The organism is Streptomyces sp. Ru62, from assembly GCF_002920615.1.
GTDB lineage: Bacteria > Actinomycetota > Actinomycetes > Streptomycetales > Streptomycetaceae > Streptomyces.
The window spans coordinates 36,461-54,116 of the sequence record NZ_PQSU01000013.1 but is presented as its reverse complement, the minus strand read 5'-3'; the positions used below and the strand labels follow the sequence as shown (position 1 = coordinate 54,116).

Below are 17,656 nucleotides of genomic sequence, written 5' to 3'. Positions count from 1 at the left end.
CATCAGCGTTGTCGCTGCCGGAGGTCTCTTCCACCCGTGATGGGCCGACGCCCCGGGACCGAGCCGGTCCGTACTGACGGGTGCGCCGCAGTCAAGGAGTACTCCCCTCCGTACGGAAGACTGTACCCCAATCGCCAAGTAAAGGTAAAGCGATTGGTAAAGTAACTACCAAGTTCGCAGGTCAGATGAGCTTTACCATCGCTTGGTACTAGCTCTGACCACCTCGGAGAGGACGTCGTCCACGATCCGGTCGGCGGCCGGGGCCAGCGAGGGTTCGTACGTCCAGGCGTGACCGATCCACGGATCGGCGAGGTGGTCGTCGGGCAGCGGGGTGAGTCGCAGCAGCGAACGCCACAGCGGATCGAGCAAGGGGCCGTAGGCGGTGGCCTCCTCGCGGTCGGCGACGAGCAGGAGGTGTACGCCGACGGCCGGACCCTCGTCGGCGAGGTAGCGGAGCCGGGTCACCGACCGGTCGTCGAACCCGTGCGGGAAGTCGTTGACGATCAGGAGCTGCTGAGCGGTGTCCACATCGGCCGGCAGCGACTCGGCCGCGCCGCCGCGCACCGCCATCTGCAGCAGGTCGACCCGCCGGGTGAGCCCCTCCAGCGTCCGCGAGACACCCGCCGCCCCGGTCGCGGGCGGCGCCGCGAGAACCCCGGCCCGCGTCAGCGGCAGCAGCGCGCGGGTCCCGGCACCGGCAGGATCGATGACCTGCACGGCGAACTCCCCAGCCGGGTGTACGGCGAGCAGGCGCGCCGCGAGGGCGGCGGCCACGGACATGGCCAGGTGCCGCAGCTCGGCCGGGTCCGTCAGCTGAGCGGCGCCGGCCGCCGACGGGCCGCTGTCGATCCACAACCCCTTGTCCAGGGGCAGCCTGACCAGCAGGGGGATGCGCAAGGCCGCGCTTTCGGGCAGGTGTAGATCACCGAGTCGCAGCGCCATCGGCGGCTCGGCAGGGACGCGGTAGGCGCGCCAGACGGGGCTGTCCCAGCGGGCGTAGGCGGGCGGGAGCGCGGGCTCGACCACTTCGGCCTCGGCGATGAGCTGGGCGAGGTCGCGATCGAAGGCTGCCCGTGCTTGGCCGGCGAGCTGGGTGCGGCGAGCGTGGGCCGCCTCGCGCGCGGCACCGCCCGCCGCGCCCAGCCGCGTGCGGGGGTCGGCGAGGGCCTGGTCCAGTTCCTTCTCCAGGCGGGAGTCGGCGAAGTCGACGGCGCTCCGGTAGGCGGCCGTGGTGCGAGCGAGGTCCTCGAACATGCCCCAGACCTGGTTGTAACAGCCGTTCCTCCATCGACCAGCCCACGGCATCTCCGGCAACGGGCCGAACGGGCTGTCCGTCGGCGAACGAGGGAGCCGGGGGCGGGGACGGAAGGCCCCGGGTTCGGCGCGGGTGGGTGTAGTCGACCGGGCCGCCGGGCTGGTGGGGACCGCCATCCTCGTCAGGGCTCTGCGGGCCGTCCGAACGCGGCGCCTCCGCCGGCCCGGAAACGGACGACTGGGACACGGTGGTGGGCTGAGAGGCCGAGGTGGACGGGGAACCCGTGGCGGGCTGCGAGGCCGAGGTGGGCGGGGAAGCCGCGGTGGGCTGAGAACCCGTGGCGGGCTGAGAAGCCGACACGGGCGGCGAAACGGTGGCGGGCTGAGAAGTGGACGCCGCTTGACGGGTGGGCGAGGTCTGCGGGGCCGAACCGGGGGCGGTGCGGGGATCGCGATCGGTCGGCGGTACGGGTGTCGCACCGGGCAGGCTCTGGGCCACCGCCTCCTGGATGGCGGTGGCGAGGTCGTCCGCGTCGGGCAGTCCCTGGTCGGCGAGGAGGGCGGGCAGGCCACTCGCATAGCCCTGGCCCATCGCGCGTACTTTCCAGGAGCCCTGCCTGCGGTACAGCTCCAGGGCGATCACGGCCGTCTCGGTGTCCAGGCCGGTGAGGGTGTAACAGGCCAGTTCGGTGCCGTCGTGGCCGCTCACCGTGGTGTGCGGGGCCGGGACGGCACCAAAGCCGAGGGGACCTGCCGTGCCGGTGGGCAGGGCGAGGAACACGTCGACCCGGTGCACGGCGTCGGGCAGGGTGGCCAGGTCGACGGCCAGGCGGTGCTCGGCGGCGGCCTGCCGGGCCACCTCGACGCCGGGCAGGTCCGGGGCGCCGGGGTGGGCCACCCACTGGGGGCCGGGCACCGTGCCGTGCTCGTCGCCGAGTGTCGCTCCGGCGAGGACCGGCACTCCGGCCGAGATCCGGATCTCCAGTCGGACCTGGGACAGCGGGTGGTTCTGCCCCCGCACCAGCTCGGCCCCCATCGCCGTCGTCCCCCTCGTGTCGTTCGGTCGTGCCTGCCACCGGGTGAGCGGGCGGTCCGGTGCCGGCGCCTGCCGTCACATTCCTGCCGTCACATTCCCGTGGTCACCCGGAGAGCGGCCGCGCGGCGTCAGGGGCGTGCTCCGGGGGCGGCATCGAGCGGCAGACGCAGGATTGCCGGACAGGCCCTAGAGGTGCGGCAGGATCGCCGGCATCAGGTCCTGGAAGGTACGGCCCCTGGCCGGGGCGCCGATGGCCGTCATCGTCCAGCCGGAGCCCGACCGGTGCACCTTGGCCATGATCTGGGCGGTGTACTCGCCGCCGCCGGCCAGGGTGTAGCGGGCGAGTTCCTGGCCGTTGGTCTCGTCCACGAGCCGGCAGAAGGCGTTCTGCACCTCCTGGAAGGTCTGGCCGGTGAAGGAGTTGACCGTGAAGACGATCTGGTCGATGTGGACCGGGACGCGCTGCAGGTCCACCAGGATGGCCTCGTCGTCCCCGCCCTGGCCGGCACCGCCGACGAGGTTGTCACCGGTGTGGCGCACGGAACCGTCGTCGCTGACCAGGTGGCGGAAGAAGACGACGTCCTTGGGTTCCGCACCGGCGAAGAGGACCGCGGAGGCGTCCAGGTCGATCTCGCGGGTGCGGGAGCCGAACAGGCCGCGTCGCTTGGCCGCCTGCCATCCGAGGCCCATGCGGACCGCCGTCAGGGTGGCCCCGTCCTTCTTCTCCAGGCTGATGGCCTGACCCTTGGACAAGTTGACGGACACGGCTGAATCCCCTCTCGACGGTCCCCTGTTGCCGCGCCGAGCCGTTGCTGCGCACCGCGCGGTTGTTCAGAACCCTACGCAGGGCCACGGACAGTGCCGACCCCCGGCTCGGGCTTTGTGTCGGGGTTGCAACACTTGGCATCGGGCCGAGCGACGGTAGCGGGCAAAGACTCAGGCGAGGCCGGCCTCGCGCATCTGGCGCAGCTCCTTCTTCATCTCGGAGACCTCGTCGCGCAGCCGGGCCGCGATCTCGAACTGCAGCTCCGCGGCGGCGGCACGCATGCGCTCGGTCATCTCCTCGATCTGCTCCGCCAGTTCCGCAGCCGGACGGTCCGTCGGCACCGCCTTGCCCTTGGCCGTCCTGGCGGCCTTTCCGGCCTTCGCGCCCTTGGCCGCCTTGTCGCCGAGCGCCGGAACGGGGGCCTTCGCTCCCTTGCCGTCCTTCGCCTTGCGGTACCCGGAGCCGAGGAGCTGCTCCGTGTCGACCTCCTCGCGGGCGATCTGGGCGACGATGTCGTTGATCTTCTTGCGCAGCGGCTGCGGGTCGATGCCGTTCGCCTTGTTGTAGGCGATCTGCTTCTCCCGGCGGCGGTTGGTCTCCTCGATGGCCTTCTCCATCGCCGGGGTGATCTTGTCGGCGTACATGTGGACCTGGCCGGAGACGTTGCGCGCCGCTCGGCCGATGGTCTGGATCAGCGAGGTTCCCGAACGGAGGAAGCCCTCCTTGTCGGCGTCCAGGATCGCCACCAAGGACACCTCGGGCAGGTCGAGGCCCTCACGGAGCAGGTTGATGCCGACCAGGACGTCGTACTCACCGGAGCGCAGTTCGCGCAGCAGCTCGACGCGGCGCAGGGTGTCGACGTCGCTGTGCAGGTAGCGCACCTGGATGCCGAGTTCCAGGAAGTAGTCGGTGAGGTCCTCGGCCATCTTCTTGGTCAGCGTGGTGACGAGGACCCGCTCGTCCTTCTCGGTGCGCTTGCGGATCTCGTGCACCAGGTCGTCGATCTGGCCCTCGGTGGGCTTGACCACGACCTCCGGGTCGACCAGGCCGGTCGGGCGGATGATCTGCTCCACGAAGCCGTCCGAGCGCGACAGTTCGTAGGGCCCCGGGGTGGCCGACAGGTAGACGGTCTGCCCGATGCGCTCCTGGAACTCCTCCCACTTCAGCGGCCGGTTGTCCAGGGCGGAGGGCAGGCGGAAGCCGTGGTCCACGAGGGTGCGCTTGCGGGAGGCGTCACCCTCGTACATCGCGCCGATCTGCGGGACGGTGACGTGCGACTCGTCGATGACGAGCAGGAAGTCGTCCGGGAAGTAGTCCAGCAGCGTGTTGGGCGGGGAGCCCGGCGAGCGGCCGTCGAAGTGCATCGAGTAGTTCTCCACGCCGGAGCAGGTGCCGATCTGGCGGAGCATCTCGATGTCGTACGTGGTGCGCATCCGCAGGCGCTGGGCCTCCAGGAGCTTGCCCTGCTTCTCCAGCTCGGCCAGCCGCTCCCCCAGCTCCTTCTCTATGTCGTTGACGGCCCGCTCCATACGCTCGGGGCCGGCGACGTAGTGGGAGGCGGGGAAGACGTAGAGCTGCTGGTCGTCACTGATGATCTCGCCGGTGAGCGGGTGCAGCGTCGACAGCGCCTCGATCTCGTCACCGAACATCTCGATGCGGACGGCCAGCTCCTCGTAGACCGGGAAGATCTCGATGGTGTCGCCGCGCACCCGGAAGGTGCCGCGGGTGAATGCCATGTCGTTGCGCGTGTACTGGATGTCGACGAAGCGGCGCAGCAGCTCGTCCCGGTCGATCTCGTCGCCAACCCTGAGGGTGACCATGCGGTCCACGTACTCCTGTGGAGTACCGAGGCCGTAGATGCAGGACACCGAGGCGACCACGATGACGTCGCGGCGGGTGAGCAGCGAGTTGGTGGCCGAGTGGCGCAGGCGCTCGACCTCCTCGTTGATCGAGGAGTCCTTCTCGATGTAGGTGTCCGACTGCGGGACGTAGGCCTCGGGCTGGTAGTAGTCGTAGTACGAGACGAAGTACTCGACGGCGTTGTTCGGCAGCAGCTCGCGGAACTCGTTGGCCAGCTGGGCGGCCAGCGTCTTGTTCGGCGCCATCACGAGGGTGGGGCGCTGGAGCTTCTCGATCATCCACGCGGTGGTGGCGGACTTGCCGGTGCCGGTCGCGCCCAAGAGGACGACGTCCTTCTCACCGGCCTCGATGCGCTTGGCCAGCTCGGCGATGGCCGCCGGCTGGTCACCGCTGGGCTGGTAGGGGCTGACGACCTCGAAGGGCGCCACCGTGCGTTCGATGTGGGAAACGGGCCGCATGACATCAACCGTACGACCCCGCACTGACAACGGGCTCCGATCAGCGGTTCTGCGGGGTGCGGGAGGCGTGGTGCTCGGTTCGGCGCACGGGCCGGCGCCCGTCGTGAACGGTCGGGCGGCGTTCGGTGTGGGAGGCGACGGCGGCGGCCGGGACGCCCGGCTTCTGCTCGACGGGCCGCCAGTCGGGCCGGCCCAAGACCATCAGCGGGTCGAAGATCACGACGACGCCCGCGAGGAGCAGGAAGGCGAGCGGGCCGATCAGCATCGGTACCAGCACGGAGGCGGCGGGCGCGCCCCCGGCGGTGTGGGAGGCGCCGTCGAGGTGGACGCTCAGGGCGGCCATGCCGGTGTAGTGCATGCCGCTGACCGCGAGCCCCATGACGAGGCTCGCGCCGACGCTCCACAGGAAGCCCCGCACCTGTCCGGCGGCCCACAGGGCGGCGGTGGCGGCCACGACCGCTATGACGACGGAGGCGGCGACGGTGAACGTGTTGTAGGTGAACCGTCCGTGGAAGCGGACGCCCGCCATGCCGAGGTAGTGCATCGAGGCGACGCCCAGACCGGTGATCGTGCCGCCGGTGAAGAGGGCGGTGCCGGTGGCGCCCCGGTAGCCGACGATGAAGATCCCGACGCCGACCATGACGATGGCGAGGGCGAGGCTCGCGTAGGTGATCGCCTGGTCGTAGTGGAGCGGTGCCTCCTTGATGCTGAAGCCCATCATGGCGACGAAGTGCATGGTCCAGATGCCGGAGCCGATCGCCGCCGAGCCGAGGGCCAGCCAGGCGGGCCGCCGTGCGTGCGTGACCAGCAGGGACCGTGTGGTGCAGCGCAGGCCGAGGGCGCCGCCGAGGCACGCCATCAGGTAGGCCACCAACGGGGTGACGGCCCCGTAGCTGAATCCGTCGACCGTGCCTTGCATCCGCGGCTGCCCTTCCCGCCTTCTTGTGTCCCGGAAAACCCGAATACTCCCCGTCCCAGGACCGCACGGGCGGTCAGGGTTGTCGCAGAGAGTATGACCCCCACTGGAATGGTCGAACGATTTTCCGGCAAAGAAACACGGCCTTGCCGCAGTTGTGCGGCACCGGTGTGCGGACTTGGACAACTCCATTCAATGTGTGGCCGTCGTGCGCCGAGTGCCGTTGACTCAGTGCTGTCAGTCTGTTGCTGTCGGTATCCGCTCGATGCGAGGAGTACGCATGCACGCGCGCGTAGTCGCCGCCCCGGTCGCCGCGGCCCTGGGGACGGTGGCCGCCCTGCTGAGCCCCACGTCCGATGCCCGGGCGGGCGAGCACGGCGTGCCCACGGTGATCGCCCACCGGGGCGCCTCCACCTACGCACCCGAGAACACGCTGGCCGCCGTCGACAAGGCCGCCGAACTGGGCTTCTCCTGGGTCGAGAACGACGTCCAGCGCACCAAGGACGGCGAGCTGGTCGTCCTGCACGACGAGACGCTGGAGCGCACGACGGACGCCGAGGAGGTCTTCCCCGACCGGGCGCCGTGGAGGGTGCGCGACTTCACCGCAGCCGAGATCGCCCGGCTGGACGCGGGGAGCTGGTTCTCCCCCGTCTACGCGGGCGCGCGCGTGCCGACCCTGAAGGAGTACATGCGCCGGATCGAGCGCAACCACGAGAAACTTCTCCTGGAGATCAAGAATCCGGAGCTGTACCCGGGCATCGAGCAGCAGACGCTGAAGCTCCTCGGCAACGAGGGCTGGCTGGACGGCAGGCACCTGGGGCGGCTGATCGTGCAGAGTTTCAGCGCCGACAGCGTGCGGACCGTGCACGAGCTGAAGCCGGCGGTCATCACCGGCTACCTCGGTACGCCCGCCGTGGCCGAGCTGCCCCGGTTCACGCGCTTCACGGATCTGATCAATCCCTCGTACGGGTCCCTCTCCCGGGGGTACGTCGCCTCCGTGCACGCCTTGGACGGACCGCACGGCCGGTCGCTGGAGCTCTTCGCCTGGACCGTGGACGACGCGGCCACCGCCCGGAAAGTCGCCGGCTACGGGGTAGACGGGATCATCACCAACAAGCCCGACATGGTGCGGGCTGCGCTGGGTTCGGACTGAGGCGGGCGGGCGGTGTCAGTGGCGGGTCGTACGGTAGGCGCATGGACAGCCATGGGCAGGATGAGCAGCGGCTCGTGTGGGCCGTCGTCGGGACGGACATCGGCCCGCTGATGCTGGCGGCGACCCGCGACGGTCTGGTCAACGTCGTCTTCCACGCCTCGGACGCGGTGCGCGACCGGGCGCTGGAGCGACTGGCCGCACGGCTGGGCGCCGATCCCGTGGAGGATCCGGACTCGCCGCTGCTGGCCGAGGCGATACGCCAGCTGCGGGCGTACTTCGCGGGTCGGCGGCACGACTTCGACCTGCCGCTGGACTGGTCGCTGATCTCCGGTTTCAACCGGCAGGTCCTGCGCGAACTGGCCTCCGGTGTGCCGTACGGCACCGTGGTGGGGTACGGCGATCTGGCGGGCCGGGTCGGCCAGCCCGGCGGGGCACAGGCGGTCGGCGCGGCGATGGGCGCCAATCCGCTGCCGGTGGTCGTGCCGTGCCACCGGGTGGTGGAGAGCGGTGGCGGCATCGGCGGTTTCGGGGGCGGCCTGGAGACCAAGCGGAAGCTGCTCGCCCTGGAGGGTGTGCTGCCGGAGCCGCTGTTCTGACCGGTCCGGGGCGCGGCTAGTCGTCGTAGTGACGGGCCTCGAAGATGTTGCCGTCCGGGTCGCGGAAGTAGAAGCTGCGCGTGGCGTTGCCGCGGGCGCCGGACAAGCCGTGGTCGATGCCCGACACGGGAACACCGTGTTCCTGCAGGCGGGCCCGTAGGGCGTCGAAGGCCTCGAACGGCAGCGACAGGCAGACGTGGTTGACGGGGTGGCCCGCGCTGTCGGCGGAACCGGGCAGCATCCTCATCTGGTCGGCGAAGTCGTGCGGGGCGAGGTCGAGGATGGTGTCGTCGTTGACGCGTACGGAGGGGAAGGCCACCTTGCCCTCCGCGAACTCGGCGACCCTGACCGGTGCCAGGCCGACGGCCGTCTCGTAGAAGTCGGCCGCGGCGGCCGGGTCGGCCACCCACAGGACGACGTGATCGAGGCGCGTGGTGTTGTTCCTCATGTGCACCAGGCTGCTGGCCCCCGCGACGGGTCACAAGCGTTTATCCGTGGCCGGCGCCCGCCAGAGACTAGGAAGGACCGACGGACAGGAGGCGGGCACGTGGTGCTGGTGGTGTCGGAAGAAGTCCGGGAGGCGATCGACGCGCGGCGGCCGGTGGTGGCTCTGGAGTCCACGATCGTCGCGCACGGCCTGCCTCGTCCGCGCAACATGGAGGTGGCGCTGGAGCTGGAGGAAGCGGTGCGGCGGGAGGGTGCCGTGCCGGCGACCATCGCCGTGCTCGACGGGCGGCCCCGGGTCGGCCTGGACAAGGACCAGCTGGAGCGGGTCGCGAACGAGGACGGCATCCGCAAGCTGGGCCATCGTGACCTGCCGCTCGCCGTGGCGGCGGGGGCGAGTGGGGCGACCACCGTGTCGGCGACGGCGCAGCTGGCCTCCCTGGCGGGGTTGCGGGTGTTCGCCACCGGTGGGCTGGGCGGGGTGCACCGGGAGTGGACCGTGACCCAGGACGAGTCGGCCGACCTGGGGCTGCTGGCGCGGACCCGGGTCACGGTGGTGTGCGCGGGCGTGAAGTCGATCCTGGACGTACCGGCGACGCTGCAGCGGCTGGAGACACTGGGCGTGGCCGTCGCCGGGTACGGCACGGACCGGTTCCCCGGTTTCTATCTGTCGGACTCGGGACATCGGGTCGACTGGACGCTGGACACCCCGGAGCAGGTGGCCGCCGTCATGCGTGCCCAGGACGCGCTGGACGCGCCCGAGTCGGCGCTGATCGTCGCCAACCCCGTCCCGGAGGCGGAGCAGCTCGATCCCGAGTTGCACGCGCGTGTGCTCGCCGACGCGCTGCGTGCCTGCGCGGAGCAGGGGGTCACCGGGCAGGCGGTGACCCCGTTCCTGCTGGACCACCTGGTCCGGCACACGGACGGTGCCTCGCTGAGCGCCAACCTGGCGGCGGTACGCGGCAACGTCCGGCTCGCGGCGCGGATCGCCTCGGCGTGGACCCGGGGGTGACCTCGGTCGGGAGCGGCGCGCTGCTGGTCGTCGGCGACGTGGTCACGGACGTCATCGCCCGGCATCGGGGGCCGCTCGCGGCCGGCACCGACACGGCCGCCGTGATCCGGAGGCTGCCGGGCGGCGCGGGCGCCAATGTGGCCTGCTGGGCCGCCCACGCGGGCTGCGCGGACGTACGGCTGCTGGGGCGGGTGGGCGCGGACGCCGCCGCGTGGCACGAGCGCGAACTGGTCGCGGCCGGGGTGCGGCCCCGGCTCGCGGTGGACCGGGAAGCGACGACCGGGACCGTGATCTGCCTCGTCGACACGGGCGCGGAGGCCGAGCGGACGTTCCTGACGGACAGCGGGGCATCCCTGCGGCTCGGCCCCGCCGACTGGTCGGACGCGCTCATCGACGGGGTGGCCCGGCTGCATCTGTCGGGTTATCTGCTGTTCACGGAGTCGAGCCGGGCGCTCGCGGAAACGGCGCTCGCGGCGGCACGCGCGCGTGGTGTGCCGGTCAGCCTGGACCCGGCCTCGGCCGGCTTCCTGATCGAGCTGGGGGTGGACCGCTTCCTGGCGTTCGCCGAGGGGCTGGACGTGCTGCTGCCCAGCCGGGACGAGGCGTGTCTGCTGACGGGGCTGCCGGATCCGGCGGACGCGGCGGCGAAGCTGAGCCGTCTCGTGCCGCTGGTGGTGGCCAAGGCGGGTGCGGACGGAGCGCTCGTGGCCCGGGCCGGCGCCGCGCCGGCCCGGGTTCCGGCCGTGCCTGCCGAGCCCCGGGACACCACGGGCGCGGGTGACGCCTTCACCGGTGCGTTCCTGGCCGCCCTGCTCGCCGGCGCGGCCCCGGAGGAAGCGGCGGCACGGGGTTGCCGGGCGGGTGCGATGGCGGTGGGACGGGTGGGCGGCAGACCACCGCATCCGGGCGACGGCGGTTAGGCGGCCGGGGACATGCCGGCCGCCTCTGCCAGGTGTCGGGGCCTGTGGACGATGGCTGGATCTCGGCCTCCGCCCGGCTTCAGGGCCCTGCCCGCGGTGGCTCCAGGCGCGCGGGGCCACCGGATGCTGAAACGGTCCGGCAGCCCCAAGTGCCCCGCTGCCGCCGGCTACCCCTTGCGTCCCCACGCCGAGATCATCGGCGCGGTGGTCAGGTCCATCGTGCCGGTCTCCACGTTGGCCAGGTGCCGGTCGATCTCCGCGTCGGTGGCCAGCCCGGCGGCGACGAGCCGGTGACGGATCTGACGGACGGTCGCGGCCTCCAGCGCGGTGCAGGCGGGCGAGGCCACGGGGAAGTACGCGTCGGCCTCGACCTCGTGCAGTCCCGCCTCGCGCAGCAGCCGCGGGAGTTTACGGCCGTAGGACAGGTCGGCGCCGCGGTCGGCGAGCAGCTTGCGGAAGCCTTGGCGCAGCCGGTTGGCGAGCCGCTGCTCGGGGCCGTACTCGTCGGGGCAGCTCAGGGGCTGGAGGGCGGGGTCGGCGTCCTCGATCAGCAAGCGCCCGCCGGGCCGCAGGGCTTTGATCATGTTCCGCAGCGCCCGTTCCCGGTCGGGTACGTGCACGAGGACGAGCCGGGCGTGGACCAGGTCGAAGCCCTCCCCCGGAGGCTCCTCGGCACCCACGTCGTGGACGCGGATCTCCACCGGCGGGCGGGCCGGGGCGGTGAGCCGGGAGGTGTCGATGTCGGTGGCGACGACCTGACCGGACGGCCCCGCCTTCTCGGCGAGCCAGGACACCACGGAGGGGCCGCCCGCCCCCACTTCCCAGCAGCGCCAGCCTGGACCGATACCGAGTCCTTCGAGGTGCCGGAAGGTCGTGGGGTCGAAGAGGGCGGTGAAGGCGTCGAAGCGTTCACCCGCCTCGTTCTGCCGGTTGTCCAGGAGGTATCCGTCGGAGCTCGCCATGCTCCGATCCTCCCAGTCAGCCGGACCGTCCGGCTCGGTCGCCCGGTCATCCACAGGCGGGAACAAAGCGGAACTCCCTGTTCCCACAGGCTTGCCCGCGCTTCGCCTGGGACTGGCACACTTGCCGGGCAAGGCGCGAAAGCGTCACGCGAGGAGATCCACACGAGGAGATCCAGATGTCCATGGCAGGGAATCTGCGGAAGGTCACGGGGCTGAGCAGGGTCGGCGGCCTGCGCAAGGTGGCGCGGTTGGCCCGGCGCCGGCCGCGCGTGGACCTGAGCCATCCCGCCAGGTCGCCGCTGGGCTCCTCGGTGGTGAACTGCGTGACGTACCAGGACGGCGTGCGCGTGCCCGGGTGCGCCGACCTGGTGGATGCCGTACGGCTGGTGCGCAAGACCGGAGAGGGCTTCGTCTGGCTCGGGCTGCACGAGCCGACGGACCGTGAGTTCACCGGTATCGCCGAGCTGTTCGACCTGCATCCGCTGGCGGTGGAGGACGCGGTCGAGGCACACCAGCGGCCGAAGCTGGAGCACTACGGGGACACGCTCTTCGCGGTGTTCAAGACCGTCTGTTACGTGGAGCACGAGCAGCTGACGGCGACCAGCGAGGTGGTGGACACCGGCGAGATCATGGTGTTCGTCGGCGAGGACTTCGTGATCACGGTGCGGCACGGCCGCCACGGCTCATTGGGGCCGCTGCGCGAGGAGTTGGAGGCTGACCCGCACCAGCTGGCCAAGGGGCCGGCGGCGGTGCTGCACGCGATCGCCGACCATGTGGTCGACGACTACCTCAGCGTGACGGACGCGGTGCAGGCCGACATCGACCAGGTCGAGACGGACGTGTTCTCGGAGAACGGCGCGCGTCTGGACGCGGGCCGCATCTACCAGATGAAGCGTGAGCTGTTGGAGCTGAAGCGGGCGGTGGTGCCATTGGGCCGCCCGGTGGAGGAGCTGGCGACCCGGCCGATGCGGGTTGTCGCCCCGGAGATACAGACCTACTTCCGGGATGTGCTCGACCACTTGATCCGGGCCAAGGAACAGATCGCCGCCTTCGACGAATTGCTCAACTCGATCCTGCAGGCGCATCTCGCACAGGTGACGGTGGCGCAGAACGAGGACATGCGGAAGATCACGGCCTGGGCCGCGGTGATCGCCGTGCCGACGATGGTGTGCGGGGTGTACGGCATGAACTTCGAGCACATGCCGGAGCTGCACTGGCGGTTCGGCTATCCACTGATCATGGCCGTGACGGCGGGGGCCTGTCTGGCGGTGTACCGGGGCTTCCGGCGCAACGGCTGGCTCTGAGCGGCGGGGACTCGGGGGACCGGAGCCGCAGGAACCGGGGCCGCGGGGACCGGACCGCGGGGTGCCGGTTCGCGTGGGGCCCGGGGACACGGCGGCTGCGGCCGGTCAGGGTGAGAAGGTCACGACCTTCCGCCGAACGACCGTGACGATCACGCGGGTCTCGTCGTCTCCGTCTTCGACTGGCGGCCCCCTGTCACTCGGCCGAGATCCGGGCGCACCTTCCAACGGCGGTCGACGGACGAGAAGAGCACGCTGTCGCCCTCGCGTTCGATCCAGACAAACGGGATTCTGCGGGGCGCCGTCGGTGCCGAGCATGGCGATACCGGCGAAGGTCGTGCCGCCCAGTAGAGGGCGGAGGGAATCGTCGAGGGGCCGAAGGTGGCCCACCGGCTGGATCTGCGGGCGGCGCTCGCGGATCAGCCGCTCCAGGCGGGGTGGCGCGGGTCGTCGGCTCGCACCAGGACGTCCGCCGTCCCGGCCGGGTCGGTCTCGGCCTCGTAGCGCTCGAAGGCGGGGAGGGTCCAGTGGTCGGCCTCGGGTGTACGGCGGCGGAGGGCGCCCGGGGAGAGGAAGAGGTGCACTGACAGATCGAAGGGGAACCAGTGACGCAGCAGGAGGGGACCGTGGATCAACAGGATCCCGCCGGGCGGGAGTTGGACGTAGGGACTGCGGGTGGCCCGGTCCGTGGCCGGATCCCACAGGTCTGGCAGGATCCGCCCGCTGCCTCCGGGGTCGAGCGGCCCGAAGACCTCCCGCCACAGGGCGCCCGTGTCGAACCATCCGTTGTAGTACGACTCCGCGTCCCGCCGCCCGTGCTCCAGACGGAGCGAGGCGGGGCGCAGGAAGCCCTCGGCGCCGACCACGAGCGAGGGCCTGCCGCGCACCCGCAGCGCCTCGCCGACACGCGCGGCGAGGTCTCCCGGACGGGCGGCCGGAGCCCCGTCGAAGCCGACGCGCTGCCAGGCCGCGCCGTCGGCCGGCTCGGCACCGGCCAGCCGGTCGGCAAGCCGCTCGGCCAGCCGCTCCCAGGTGATCGCTTCCAGTCGCACAGGCCCATGATGCCGGGTGGCGGACAAGAGCGGAGCGGGTGCCGGCGTCAGGTGGGCTGTCCGGCCGCGCGGCGGACCGCGAACAGGGCGGGGAGGTGGCTTTCGCTCCAGGCGCGGGCGGCGTCAAGGAGGGGGATCAAGGTGTGACCGAGGAGGTGGATCAAGGTGCGACCGAGGAGGGTGAGGGCGTACTCGACACGGGGGGGGTCTTGCGACGGGAGGACGGGTCGTTGTGGCGGGCGGAAGACGGGGGAGGAGGGCCTACGGGGACATACGGGAGGTGCACAGGAGGAGGGACGAGGGGAGGGAACTGGCACCTGGCGGACGGGGAAGCGGCGAAGGCCGGCGTGGGAGGCGTGGGCGGTGACGGGGAAAGTACCGCGTATGGCGCTTCCCGCAACTCCCCACTCCCCCGGTCGGCTTGTCGTCATCCAGCCGCTGAAGCGCAAGCGGTGTGCTGGTTGCCGGCGTGGTCCGCTGTCGCTGCTGGTGCTCGAGGACGGGGCGCCGCGCTGCCTGGACTGCGCCGACCTCGGCCACCTGGTGTTCCTGCCGCGCGGCGACACGGCCCTGACTCGCAGGTCGCGGGAGGAGAGCACGCTGTCGGTGGTGGTCGTGCGGTTCAACCGGCGCAAGAGCCGCTACGAACGTCAGGGTGTGCTCGTGGAGGAGGCCGCGCTGGCCCGGGCCGAGATCCGCTGTCTGGCGGATTCCGAGGCCCGGCGTCGGCGGCGGGCGCGGGACGCGCGGCGCCGGGCGGCGGAGGACGAACGGTTCGCGGCGGCGTTCGCGGCCGAGATCCTTGGGTTGTTCCCCGGTTGCCCGGCCGAGCGGGCCCGCGCCATCGCGGCCCACGCGTCGGTGCGGGGCAGTGGGCGGGTGGGTCGCAGCGCGGCCGGGCGGGCACTGACCGAAGGGGCGGTGATCTCGGCGGTCGTGGCGGGCGTACGGCATGGGGACACGGCGTACGACCAGCTCTTGATGAGCGGGGTACCGCGCTACGAGGCGCGGCGCCGGATCGCGGGCACCGTGGAGAGCGTGCTGCGGGCGTGGCAGGCGAATGGGGAGGAAGACGTGGGTTGAGGAAGGGCGTGGGGGGTGACGCGGACGGGGTGGCGGGCCGGGGTATGCGTGAGCGAGCACGCGCCCGGGGTGTCAGCAGAGCGGATCTCGGCTGGGGCGTTTGCGGTGGCGGCGCCACTGGGGCTCATGCGACGAGGCGGCCACTGGGGCTCATGCGACCAGGGCGTCGGCGGGACCTCGTGCAACCGGCGACACTGCTGGGGCCTGCGCGACCGGGCGGCGAAGGACGACCGGGCGGCGGCTCCGGGACAGGCACCGACACCCACGGGCCGCCCGGCTGGGGCATCCACGACAGGGGTCGTCAGCGGGCGACCGCCGGCGTCCGCAGGGTCCGTGCGACAGCGGGCAAAGGCTGGGCGGGCCGGGCCAAGGCTGGCTGGCTGGCTGGCTGGCTGGCTGGGTCGGCAACGCCTGCCCGCGCCGGCGGGGTGCCTCCCCGGAGGGCGCTCCCCCAGCACCCACCCATGGGAGGCGTTCCCCCCAGCACCCACCCATGCCCCAGCGGCACGGTTGCGCGCAGCCCCCGCTGCGGCGACCGGAGGGGCGGGGAGCTGTGTGAGCGGTCGGGACGTGTGCGTAGGTGCACGGGGTGCGCCGGCGCGTGAAGGTGATGTCGGTGCCGGGCGGCGGTCCGGGTGGGACGGGATGGGGGTCTGGGGATGATCGGCGGGCCGTTCTTCGTGCTGGTCGTGGTGGGCGTTGTCGGGACCGGGCTGGTGGCCGGTGTCTTCTGCGGGTTCTCGACCTTCGTGATGCGGGGGCTCGCGGCGCTGCCGCCCGCGCAGGGCGTGGCGGCGATGAACGCGATCAACGTCGCGGCGGTACGGCCGGCCTTCATGACCTTGTTCGCCGGATCGGCGGCGGCGAGCGCGCTGATCGCGGTGGTGACGTTCGTGGTGTGGCCGGAGGAGGGGAAGGTGGAGCTGCTGCTGGGAAGCGCGCTGTACCTGGTCGGCTCGTTCGGGTTGACGATCGTGGCGAACGTGCCCCGCAACGACCGCCTGGCCCGGCTCACGCCGGGGGCGCCGGAGGCCGCGGTGTACTGGCCGGCGTATGTGCGCGAGTGGACGTTCTGGAACCACGTCCGGACGGTCGCCTCTGCCGCGGCGTCCTTGGTCTACATAGTGGCTCTCGCCTGAGCCTCCCCGCACCGCACCGTCGCGCAGCGCACCATCGCGCACCGCACCACCTCACACCGCACCGGCGTCGCGACCCCCGGGAGAAAGCGCTGTCCCCCACTCTGCGCGGGCGTCGGCGGAGACGTATCGTGGCCGGAAGAGTGCCGCCCGAAGACGCACGGCCCTTCGTACACCCGGTGCCTCCGGTGCCCGTACGCGAGGAAGACGCCATGGCCGATCCCAAGGGGTTCATGACCACGCCGCGCCAGGAGTGGCCGCGGCGGCCCGTCGGGCAGCGGGTGCGGGACTGGGACGAGGTGTACGTCCCGGGCGCGCTGCTGCCCATCATCAGCAAGCAGGCCGACCGCTGCATGGACTGCGGCATCCCGTTCTGCCACCAGGCCTGCCCGCTGGGCAATCTCATCCCCGAGTGGAACGACCTGGTCGCGCGGGAGGACTGGCGGTCGGCGAGCGACCGGCTGCACGCCACCAACAACTTCCCGGAGTTCACCGGGCGGCTGTGTCCGGCACCGTGCGAGGCGGGGTGCGTGCTGGCGATCAACCAGCCGGCCGTCACCATCAAGAACGTCGAGTGCGCGATCGCCGACCGGGCGTGGGAGGAGGGTTTCACGCCGCCCCGCCCGCCCGAGCGGCTGTCCGGGAAGACGGTCGCCGTCATCGGCTCCGGGCCCACCGGACTGGCCGCGGCACAGCAGCTGACCCGGGCGGGACACACGGTGGCGGTGTACGAGAAGGACGACCGGATCGGCGGGCTGATGCGGTACGGCATCCCCGCGTTCAAGATGGAGAAACGGCATCTGGAGCGGCGGATCGAGCAGATGCGGGCCGAGGGGACGAAGTTCCGTACGTCGACGGCGGTCGGCCGGGACGTCCCCGCGGCCGAGCTGCGGTCCCGGTACGACGCGGTGGTGATCGCCACGGGTGCGACGGCGTGGCGGGAACTTGAGGTGCCGGGCCGTGCGTTGGACGGGATACACCAGGCGATGGAATACCTGCCGCTGGCCAATCGGGTGTGCGAGGGGGATCTGGAGGTATCGCCGCTGTCGGCCGCCGGCAAGCACGTCGTGATCGTCGGCGGTGGGGACACCGGGGCGGACTGTCTGGGCACCGCGGTGCGCGAGGGAGCCGCGTCCGTGACCCAGCTGGACATCTACGCCCAGCCGGATGCGGAGCGCGACGAGGACACCGAGCCGTGGCCGACGTACCCCAAGATCTACCGGCTGTCGGCCGCGCACGAGGAGGCGCGGGAGCTGCGTACGGCACCGGCGGCGGACGCGGACGCGCGGCTGTTCGCGGCGTCCACGCTCCGCTTCGAGGGAGACGAGAGGGGGAATGTGCGGTCACTGCATCTGGTGGAGGTCGACGAGCAGCGGCGTCCGGTGCCGGGCACCGATCGGACGCTCCCCGCCGACCTCGTACTGCTCGCCCTCGGGTTCTCCGGGCCGGACCAGGAGGACGGTCTGATCGAGCAGTTGGGGCTGGCGTTGCAGCCGCGCGGGACGATCGCCCGGGACGACGGTTTCGCGACCAACGCCCCAGGGGTGTTCGCCGCGGGGGACGCGGCGCGCGGGCAGTCGCTCATCGTGTGGGCGATAGCCGAGGGGCGGGCGGTCGCGGCGGCCGTGGACCACTATCTGACGGGGAGTTCCAGTCTCCCGGCCCCGATCCGGCCCACGGATCGGCCGATGGTGGTCTGATTCACCG

At 71.7% G+C, this 17,656-nt stretch carries 14 protein-coding genes and 1 pseudogene; 8 read left to right on the top strand and 7 right to left on the bottom strand.

What is annotated here, in order from left to right:
* Positions 1 to 192: 192 nt before the first annotated feature.
* The 4 genes and pseudogenes from C3492_RS18955 to C3492_RS18940 form a co-directional block, all read right to left on the bottom strand.
* Positions 193 to 2,290, bottom strand: a pseudogene (locus tag C3492_RS18955) (TerD family protein).
* A 186-nt stretch (positions 2,291 to 2,476) separates the two neighbouring features.
* Complete coding sequence (locus C3492_RS18950; RefSeq protein WP_103812917.1) at positions 2,477 to 3,055, bottom strand: TerD family protein; 579 nt, start codon at positions 3,053 to 3,055, stop codon at positions 2,477 to 2,479.
* 171 nt (positions 3,056 to 3,226) lie between these two features.
* Positions 3,227 to 5,374, bottom strand: coding sequence for an excinuclease ABC subunit UvrB (uvrB, locus tag C3492_RS18945; RefSeq protein ID WP_103812916.1), 2,148 nt, complete (start codon positions 5,372 to 5,374; stop codon positions 3,227 to 3,229).
* A gap of 40 nt (positions 5,375 to 5,414) precedes the next feature.
* Positions 5,415 to 6,293: an MHYT domain-containing protein gene (locus C3492_RS18940; RefSeq protein WP_103812915.1), complete on the bottom strand. Its 879-nt coding sequence runs from the start codon at positions 6,291 to 6,293 to the stop codon at positions 5,415 to 5,417.
* A 277-nt stretch (positions 6,294 to 6,570) separates the two neighbouring features.
* On the opposite strand from C3492_RS18940, the gene C3492_RS18935 reads away from it, so the two are divergent.
* Both C3492_RS18935 and C3492_RS18930 read left to right on the top strand, forming a co-directional pair.
* The gene (locus C3492_RS18935; RefSeq protein ID WP_103812914.1) at positions 6,571 to 7,443 is read left to right on the top strand and encodes a glycerophosphodiester phosphodiesterase family protein; all 873 of its coding nucleotides are present in this window, start codon (positions 6,571 to 6,573) and stop codon (positions 7,441 to 7,443) included.
* A 41-nt stretch (positions 7,444 to 7,484) separates the two neighbouring features.
* Positions 7,485 to 8,039: a methylated-DNA--[protein]-cysteine S-methyltransferase gene (locus C3492_RS18930; RefSeq protein ID WP_103812913.1), complete on the top strand. Its 555-nt coding sequence runs from the start codon at positions 7,485 to 7,487 to the stop codon at positions 8,037 to 8,039.
* 16 nt (positions 8,040 to 8,055) lie between these two features.
* Here the strand turns inward: C3492_RS18930 and C3492_RS18925 are convergent, their stop codons facing one another.
* Complete coding sequence (locus tag C3492_RS18925) at positions 8,056 to 8,487, bottom strand: VOC family protein (RefSeq protein WP_103812912.1); 432 nt, start codon at positions 8,485 to 8,487, stop codon at positions 8,056 to 8,058.
* 99 nt (positions 8,488 to 8,586) lie between these two features.
* Here C3492_RS18925 and C3492_RS18920 point away from each other — a divergent pair, with 99 nt between their 5' ends.
* Positions 8,587 to 9,495: a pseudouridine-5'-phosphate glycosidase gene (locus tag C3492_RS18920; protein WP_103812911.1), complete on the top strand. Its 909-nt coding sequence runs from the start codon at positions 8,587 to 8,589 to the stop codon at positions 9,493 to 9,495.
* Positions 9,492 to 10,415, top strand: coding sequence for a carbohydrate kinase family protein (locus C3492_RS18915; RefSeq protein WP_181140444.1), 924 nt, complete (start codon positions 9,492 to 9,494; stop codon positions 10,413 to 10,415). Before C3492_RS18920 ends, C3492_RS18915 begins: the two co-directional genes overlap by 4 nt.
* Before the next feature lie 167 nt (positions 10,416 to 10,582).
* On the opposite strand, the gene C3492_RS18910 is transcribed toward C3492_RS18915, so the two are convergent.
* Positions 10,583 to 11,377: a methyltransferase gene (locus C3492_RS18910; RefSeq protein WP_103812909.1), complete on the bottom strand. Its 795-nt coding sequence runs from the start codon at positions 11,375 to 11,377 to the stop codon at positions 10,583 to 10,585.
* 176 nt (positions 11,378 to 11,553) lie between these two features.
* Here C3492_RS18910 and C3492_RS18905 point away from each other — a divergent pair, with 176 nt between their 5' ends.
* The gene (locus C3492_RS18905) at positions 11,554 to 12,681 is read left to right on the top strand and encodes a magnesium and cobalt transport protein CorA (protein WP_103812908.1); all 1,128 of its coding nucleotides are present in this window, start codon (positions 11,554 to 11,556) and stop codon (positions 12,679 to 12,681) included.
* Between the two features lie 416 nt (positions 12,682 to 13,097).
* Here C3492_RS18905 and C3492_RS18895 read toward each other — a convergent pair whose 3' ends face one another.
* Positions 13,098 to 13,730, bottom strand: a complete 633-nt coding sequence (locus C3492_RS18895) for a uridine kinase (protein WP_103812907.1) — start codon at positions 13,728 to 13,730, stop codon at positions 13,098 to 13,100.
* 384 nt (positions 13,731 to 14,114) lie between these two features.
* On the opposite strand from C3492_RS18895, the gene C3492_RS18885 reads away from it, so the two are divergent.
* The 3 genes from C3492_RS18885 to C3492_RS18875 all read left to right on the top strand — a co-directional run bounded on the left by C3492_RS18885 (position 14,115) and on the right by C3492_RS18875 (position 17,649).
* A complete protein-coding gene (locus C3492_RS18885) occupies positions 14,115 to 14,813 on the top strand; it encodes a DUF2293 domain-containing protein (protein WP_181140443.1) in 699 nt (232 codons plus the stop codon).
* A gap of 659 nt (positions 14,814 to 15,472) precedes the next feature.
* Entirely contained in the window at positions 15,473 to 15,952 is a 480-nt protein-coding gene (locus tag C3492_RS18880) for a DUF1772 domain-containing protein (protein WP_103812906.1), read from the top strand.
* Between the two features lie 209 nt (positions 15,953 to 16,161).
* The gene (locus C3492_RS18875; protein ID WP_103812905.1) at positions 16,162 to 17,649 is read left to right on the top strand and encodes a glutamate synthase subunit beta; all 1,488 of its coding nucleotides are present in this window, start codon (positions 16,162 to 16,164) and stop codon (positions 17,647 to 17,649) included.
* Positions 17,650 to 17,656 lie beyond the last annotated feature (7 nt).

Bases quoted from the DNA above. Each gene is read 5' to 3' on its own strand.
- uvrB (WP_103812916.1), bottom strand. From the start codon at position 5,374: ATGCGGCCCGTTTCCCACATCGAACGCACGGTGGCGCCCTTCGAGGTC.
- C3492_RS18940 (WP_103812915.1), bottom strand. From the start codon at position 6,293: ATGCAAGGCACGGTCGACGGATTCAGCTACGGGGCCGTCACCCCGTTG.
- C3492_RS18935 (WP_103812914.1), top strand. From the start codon at position 6,571: ATGCACGCGCGCGTAGTCGCCGCCCCGGTCGCCGCGGCCCTGGGGACG.
- C3492_RS18930 (WP_103812913.1), top strand. From the start codon at position 7,485: ATGGACAGCCATGGGCAGGATGAGCAGCGGCTCGTGTGGGCCGTCGTC.
- C3492_RS18925 (WP_103812912.1), bottom strand. From the start codon at position 8,487: ATGAGGAACAACACCACGCGCCTCGATCACGTCGTCCTGTGGGTGGCC.
- C3492_RS18910 (WP_103812909.1), bottom strand. From the start codon at position 11,377: ATGGCGAGCTCCGACGGATACCTCCTGGACAACCGGCAGAACGAGGCG.
- C3492_RS18905 (WP_103812908.1), top strand. From the start codon at position 11,554: ATGTCCATGGCAGGGAATCTGCGGAAGGTCACGGGGCTGAGCAGGGTC.
- C3492_RS18885 (WP_181140443.1), top strand. From the start codon at position 14,115: ATGGCGCTTCCCGCAACTCCCCACTCCCCCGGTCGGCTTGTCGTCATC.
- C3492_RS18880 (WP_103812906.1), top strand. From the start codon at position 15,473: ATGATCGGCGGGCCGTTCTTCGTGCTGGTCGTGGTGGGCGTTGTCGGG.
- C3492_RS18875 (WP_103812905.1), top strand. From the start codon at position 16,162: ATGGCCGATCCCAAGGGGTTCATGACCACGCCGCGCCAGGAGTGGCCG.